5 protein-coding genes are annotated in these 6,159 nt (G+C 67.5%); 2 read left to right on the top strand and 3 right to left on the bottom strand.

Annotated elements, in window-relative coordinates:
• Positions 1-702: 702 nt before the first annotated feature.
• Positions 703-1,122, top strand: a complete 420-nt coding sequence (locus CXY79_RS00145; protein WP_104099150.1) for a DUF302 domain-containing protein — start codon at positions 703-705, stop codon at positions 1,120-1,122.
• A gap of 155 nt (positions 1,123-1,277) precedes the next feature.
• On the opposite strand, the gene CXY79_RS00150 is transcribed toward CXY79_RS00145, so the two are convergent.
• The 3 genes from CXY79_RS00150 to CXY79_RS00160 form a co-directional block, all read right to left on the bottom strand.
• Complete coding sequence (locus CXY79_RS00150; RefSeq protein WP_104099151.1) at positions 1,278-2,774, bottom strand: catalase; 1,497 nt, start codon at positions 2,772-2,774, stop codon at positions 1,278-1,280.
• The gene (locus CXY79_RS00155) at positions 2,771-3,271 is read right to left on the bottom strand and encodes a Fur family transcriptional regulator (protein ID WP_104099152.1); all 501 of its coding nucleotides are present in this window, start codon (positions 3,269-3,271) and stop codon (positions 2,771-2,773) included. The genes CXY79_RS00150 and CXY79_RS00155 overlap by 4 nt, the downstream gene beginning before the upstream one ends.
• A gap of 92 nt (positions 3,272-3,363) precedes the next feature.
• Positions 3,364-3,888 carry a MarR family winged helix-turn-helix transcriptional regulator gene (locus tag CXY79_RS00160; protein WP_233191082.1) on the bottom strand — a complete coding sequence of 175 codons (525 nt, stop codon included), beginning with the start codon at positions 3,886-3,888 and terminating at the stop codon, positions 3,364-3,366.
• A gap of 61 nt (positions 3,889-3,949) precedes the next feature.
• Between CXY79_RS00160 and CXY79_RS00165 the strand changes: the two genes are divergently transcribed.
• Positions 3,950-6,016: an MMPL family transporter gene (locus CXY79_RS00165; protein WP_104099153.1), complete on the top strand. Its 2,067-nt coding sequence runs from the start codon at positions 3,950-3,952 to the stop codon at positions 6,014-6,016.
• Positions 6,017-6,159: the final 143 nt, after the last annotated feature.

Consider the following 6,159-nt stretch of genomic DNA (forward strand, 5'->3'; position numbering starts at 1 on the left):
AGTCAGAAACCTAGACAGGAAGCGGCGTGCGGCCGTTAAGGCGCTCCGAAACACCCACGGATACAGCAGGGGAGCCAAAATTCTCCGTCGAATTCGTTCGGGGTTCGGGTCGCGGTGCGGAACTCCAAACGGGAGAAACTCCGGCTCCGCACCGAGCTCGCCACGGCTCCGGTCGATGGGCCTTGCCGCCCTGCGTCCTGCCTCCGCGGGTCAGGGCGGCCCAGCGCGCGCGTGTGGCCAACTCAGGACATCCGTCACCCTCAGTTACCAACCGGTGCGAAGCAGTGCAGGATCAGCACGGATGTCCGGAGGGCCCGGACGGATCTCCTGAGTTGGCCACACGACGAGCCGGACGTGCCGCGGCACCTGTAGATTCGGGCGCCCACCCTGAGCTCCCTTATGGCCGAACCGGTGCAGCTCGGGGCCGGTGAAAGTGGACCGGGTGAATGGGGACGACAGCCGGAGCACGTGCGCAACCTTGACCGCGAATGGCCGGCAGCTCGCGCGGGGGCGGCTGGCGCCGGGCGCATCCGTCGAGGTGAGCATGTCCCACGTATGAAATGCCTGACCTAACGAGAATCCACCCGTTCACGGTGGCAGATCGGGCCGGTGGCGCGCATGATGGTCTGGGGGCGTCGCGGTCCCCAGTGAATGTCACCGAGTGAATGAACCGAGTGAATGTCACCCAAGTGGAGGAACAGCATGAGCTACGCACACACCGTCACGGTCAATGTCTCGTTCGACGAAGCGGTCCGGATGGCCCGGGAAGCACTGGCCGACCAGGGATTCGGCATACTGACCGAAATCGACATACAGTCCACCTTCGCCGCCAAGCTCGGCCAGGAGGCCGCCGACGCCGTCGGCGACTACCTGATTCTCGGTGCCTGCAATCCCGCCCTGGCCCAGCGGGCCGTAACCGCCGACCCGGGCATCGGCGCCCTGCTCCCCTGCAACGTGGTCGTGCGCCGCCACGCGGGGGCCGGTGAAACCACCGTGGAAGCCCTCGACCCGGCCATCATGGCGCAGCTCAGCACGAAACCGGAGATCGAGCAGGTCTCCATCGAAGCGGATGCCCGGCTGCGCGCAGCCCTCGCGGCCGTGCTCGCCGGCGCAACGCAGTAGCCAACGCGCAGCGCTGGATGCGCAGGTCCACCGGGCGCCGCGCTCCGCGCTCCGCTTGCCGCTGACTCAGCTCGCGAGCGCATCGACACGACAACGCCCGACCTCGAAAAGGCCGGGCGTTGTCGTGAACGGATTCTGCGGGTGCAGCGCTGCTGCTACGGGGCGGCGTACCCGGCTGCGGCCTCGGCCAGCAGGTCGGCCTCGGCCCAGGTCGCGAGGTTCGCGCGCAGCTTCACGCCGAGGTCGGCGTCGACGCTGGTCCAGTACGCGATAGCTCGCTCGGTCACTTCGGGACGTTCCACCCCGCTGATGGCACCGGTGATGGTGTCGAGGAAGCGCGCCTTGGCGTCATCGTCGTAGACCTCGCGGTACAGCGTCCCGGCCTGGCCGAAGTCGCTGTCCTCGCTGCGCAGCTGCGCGGCGGCGCGCACGAGTTCGCCGTCGTTCTCCCAGCTTCCGTCGGTTGCCGCCTGCGGGTCGGCCACCGGGCCGCCCAGCGAGTTCGGAGCGTAGTTCGGGACATCCGTCGCGTTGAAGTGATAGCGAGCGGCGCCATCCTGCGAGTAGTTGTTCACGGGAGCCTTCGCGGCGTTCACCGGCAGCTGGTTGAAGTTCGTGCCGACACGGTATCGCTGGGCGTCCGGGTAGGAGAAGATGCGCGCCATCAGCATCTTGTCAGGACTCGCCGCGATGCCGGGCACGAAGTTCGCCGGGGAGAACGCGGCCTGCTCGATCTCAGCGAAGAAGTTCTCCGGGTTGCGGTTCAGGGTGTGCGTGCCGACCTTGACCAGCGGGTAGTCTGCGTGCGGCCACACCTTGGTGATGTCGAACGGGTTGAACCGGTAGGCCTTGGCGTCGTCGTACGGCATGATCTGCACCGAGACGTCCCAAGACGGGAAGTTTCCGGCATCGATGGCGTCGAAGAGGTCGCGACGGTAGTAGTCGGCGTCGGCCCCCGCGATGAGCTCAGCCTCCGAGCCCTCCATCTCGATGTTGCCCTGGTTGGAGGTGAAGTGGTACTTGACCCAGAAGCGCTCACCGGCGGCGTTGATCCACTGGTAGGTGTGCGAGCCGAAGCCGGGCATCTCGCGCCAGGAGCGCGGCAGGCCGCGGTCGCCCATCAGGTAGGTCACCTGGTGCGCGGACTCCGGGGAGAGGGTCCAGAAGTCCCACTGCATGGTCGCGTCGCGCAGGCCGGAGCCCGGCAGGCGCTTCTGCGAGTGGATGAAGTCGGGGAACTTGATGCCGTCGCGGATGAAGAACACCGGTGTGTTGTTGCCGACGATGTCGTAGTTGCCCTCGGAGGTGTAGAACTTCACCGAGAAGCCGCGCACGTCGCGCCAGGTGTCGGGGCTGCCCTGCTCACCGGCAACGCTGGAGAAGCGCTGCAGCGTCTCGGTGGTCGTTCCGGGCGCGAAGACGGCGGCGCGGGTGTACGCGGAGACGTCTCCGGTCACCTCGAAGACGCCGTGCGCTCCGCCGCCCTTGGCGTGCACGATGCGCTCCGGGATGCGCTCGCGGTTGAACTGGGCGAGCTTCTCGACCAGGTAGACGTCGTGCAGGGCAGTGGCTCCCTCGGTTCCAACGGTCAGGGAGTGCTCGTCGCTGGCGACGGGCGTTCCCGTCTGCGTGGTGGTGGACTTGATTGTCATTGTGCTCCTTCGTTCGACAGCGGTGCAGGTGTGGAAAGTGCGGTGAGTGTGGAGGTCTGGCAATCGGGGCAGAGGCCCCAATAGGTGACCTCGGCGGTTTGCACGGTAAATCCGGAGGTGTTCGAGGGCGTTAGGCAGGGGGACTCACCCACGGCGCAGTCGACGTCGTGCACCGCGCTGCACCGGGTGCAGACGATGTGGTGGTGGTTGTCGCCGACCCGGCGTTCGAAGAGAGCCGGGGAGCCGGCCGGCTCGATCTTGCGGGCGATCCCCGCGCCGGTGAAGGCCGCGAGCACACCATATACCGCCTGCAGTGAGGTGCCCGGCAGCTCGGCTCGAACCGTGGCGTAGAGCCGCTCCGCGGTCGAGTGCGGGGCCTGGTCGAGAACACGCAGCACCGCCAAGCGGGGCCCAGTGACCTTAAGCCCAGACGCACGGATGCTGTCGGCGAGCAAGCCGGACGCCTCAACCGCCCGCACCCGCCCTGTTTCCGTCATGCGCCCCACGCTAACAGTTGTTTTGAATTACTCAAAACAATTGGCGACCACCGGGCGTGGCGCACGCGGGCTGCTGGGCGCGGATCACCGGCTCAGGACGGCGAGCCGAGTGCCGATTGGTAAACGTCGACGACCCGGGCCAGGAAGGCCTCGATGACCTCTCGTTCCTCATCAGAGAGATCCTGGGTGAGCGCCGCCACTCCCCCGATCACCGGAAGCAGTTGCTGGAACGCCCGCGAAACCGACTCCTGAGCCGGCACCACGACCACCTTGCGCCGATCCGACGAGTGCGGATGGCGCTGGGCGTGACCGAGGGCCACGAGCCGGTCGACCACGAGAGTGGTTGCCGCCGTGGAGATGTCCAGGCAGCGGGACAGCTCGCCCGGGGTCAGCGACCCCTCCCGGATCAGGTGCTCCATCGCGGACAGGTCGGTGGCGTTCACCTCGAGCGCCTGCCCGACCTGGCGCTCGAAGGCGCGGGACAGGTGCACGATGTCGTGCAGCTGGAAGCCGATCCGGTCCGAAACCGGAAGACTGGGATCCCGACTTTCGCCGCCCCCCGGCGCGCCGACTACCCCGGCCGCGGAGCCGGGAGCGAACTTGCGGCGCTCTTCCATAGGAGCCATACTATTACGAAGATTGCTAGGACGCCTAGCAATCAGGCTTCTTGGAGGAATTTTGCTCGCGATTCAGCGGATCATCACCGGTCGACGCACGGCCTGGATCGTACTGATCGCGGCGATTGTCGCCGTCGGTCTGCTCTTCTCCCTCCTCCCCTCCGACGATTCCGAGGAGTTCCCCACCTCCGGGCTGCCCACATCCAGCCAGGCCGCACAGGTCGACGCTCTCCTCGCCGAGTTCCCCTCCGCCGAGCAGACCTCCGCGATCGTGGTCTGGACCCGGGAGGGTGCCGACCTGACCCGGGCCGACATCGCAGCCATCGCCGAACGCGGCACCGCCCTCGCCGAGCAGTCGATCGTGCCGCAGGCGACCATGCCGCGGTTCAGCGATGACGGGCAGGCCGCGATCAGCATCGTTCCGCTGGACGCGGACGAGGCCAACGCCGACATCGGCGGGGCGGCCACCGGCATCCGTGACGCCGCGTCCGACGCACTGCCGAGCGGTCTGAACGCCTTTGTCACCGGCGCCGTCGGCTTTCAGTCCGACATCACCAACGCCTTCGCCGGTGCCGACTTCCGGCTGCTGCTCGTCACCGTGATCGTCGTCGCCGTGCTTCTGATCGTCACCTACCGCAGTCCCGTGCTCTGGATCGTTCCGCTCATCGTCGTCGGCATCGCGGACGGCCTGTCCGGGGTCGTCGTCGTCGCCCTGGCCGAGCCGTTCGGCATCACCCTCGACCCCTCCGTCGCCGGCATCCAGTCCGTGCTGGTCTTCGGCGCTGGCACCAATTACGCCCTGCTGCTCGTGGCCCGCTATCGCGAGGAGTTACTCCGCACCGAGAACCGCAACGACGCCATGCTGGCCGCGGTGCGCGGTGCCGGCCCGGCCATCGCCGCCAGTGGCGGCACGGTCGCGCTCAGCCTGCTCACCCTGCTGTTCGCCGAGTTGTCCGGCAACCGCGCGCTCGGTTTCGCCTGCGCTATCGGTGTCGTCATCGCCATCATCTTCGCGCTGGTCGTGCTGCCGGCTGCCCTTGTGGTCTGCGGCCGCGGCCTGTTCTGGCCGTTCATCCCCCTCTTCGTGCCGGGCGCCGGTGCCGAGCTGCGTCCCGGCTTCTGGACCCGCCTCGGTCGGGGCGTGCAGCGCCGTCCGATCGTGGTCACCGCGGCATCCGTCGCCGCGATCGGCGCCCTCAGCCTGGGCCTGATCGGCGCCTCCGTGGGGCTGTCGCAGGCCGACCAACTCCTCGGCAAGCCCGAATCGGTGCAGGCGCAGGCCATCGTGAAGGAATCCTTCTCGGCCGGCTTGACCAGCCAGACCATCGTGCTGGTACCGGATGCCGCGGCCGCCGAGGCCACGACGCTTGCCACCGACACGCCCGGCGTCGAGTCCGTGCTGCCCGGCGAGAGCGCGAACGGCCTGACCCGGCTGAACCTCTCCCTGTCCAGCGAGCCGGGCAGCGACGAAACCTTCTCCGTCATCGACACACTGCGCGGCACCTATGCCGACACCTCGGGCGACGTGTCCGAGGCGCTGGTCGGCGGCAGCGACGCCACGGCGTTCGACAACAAGACGAGCGCCCAGGCCGACCAGGCCCTGATCATCCCGATGATCCTGGCGATCGTGTTCTCCATCCTCGCCCTGCTCCTGCGCTCCCTGGTGGCACCCGTTCTGCTGATCCTCAGCGTGCTGGCGACGTACTTCGCCAGCCTCGGTGCCTCCAACTGGATCTTCCAGAACCTGATGGGCTTCCCCGCCTTCAACACCAACGTGGTGCTGTTCGCGTTCCTCTTCCTGGTGGCCCTCGGGGTGGACTACAACATCTTCCTCACCACCCGAGCCCGGGAAGAGAGCATCCGGTTCGGCACGAAGGAGGGCATGGTGCGCGCCCTGTCGTCGACGGGCGCGGTCATCACGAGCGCCGGCATCCTGATCGCGGCGGTCTTCGCCGTGCTGGGCGTGCTGCCAGTCGTGGCTCTCACCCAGATCGGCGTCATCGTCTGCATCGGCGTGCTGCTCGACACGCTCGTGGTGCGCACCCTCGTGGTGCCGGCGCTGGTGTTCCTCACCGGCGACAGGTTCTGGTGGCCCTCCCGTCCGGCCGCAAAGGCCCCGCTGGTCTAGCGCACCGCGGGCGAGGATCCGTGTCGAACCCCGAACGAATTCGACGGAGATTTTGCTCTAGATGTTGTTCCCACTGACGTTGTGAGCACGGTTGATGGGTGATTTGCCGCCGATGCCGGTATGGGGTCTGTGGTGATTGTAGC

Origin of the sequence: Cryobacterium sp. M96, from assembly GCF_002929845.1 — a bacterium.
GTDB classification, from domain to species: domain Bacteria; phylum Actinomycetota; class Actinomycetes; order Actinomycetales; family Microbacteriaceae; genus Cryobacterium; species Cryobacterium sandaracinum.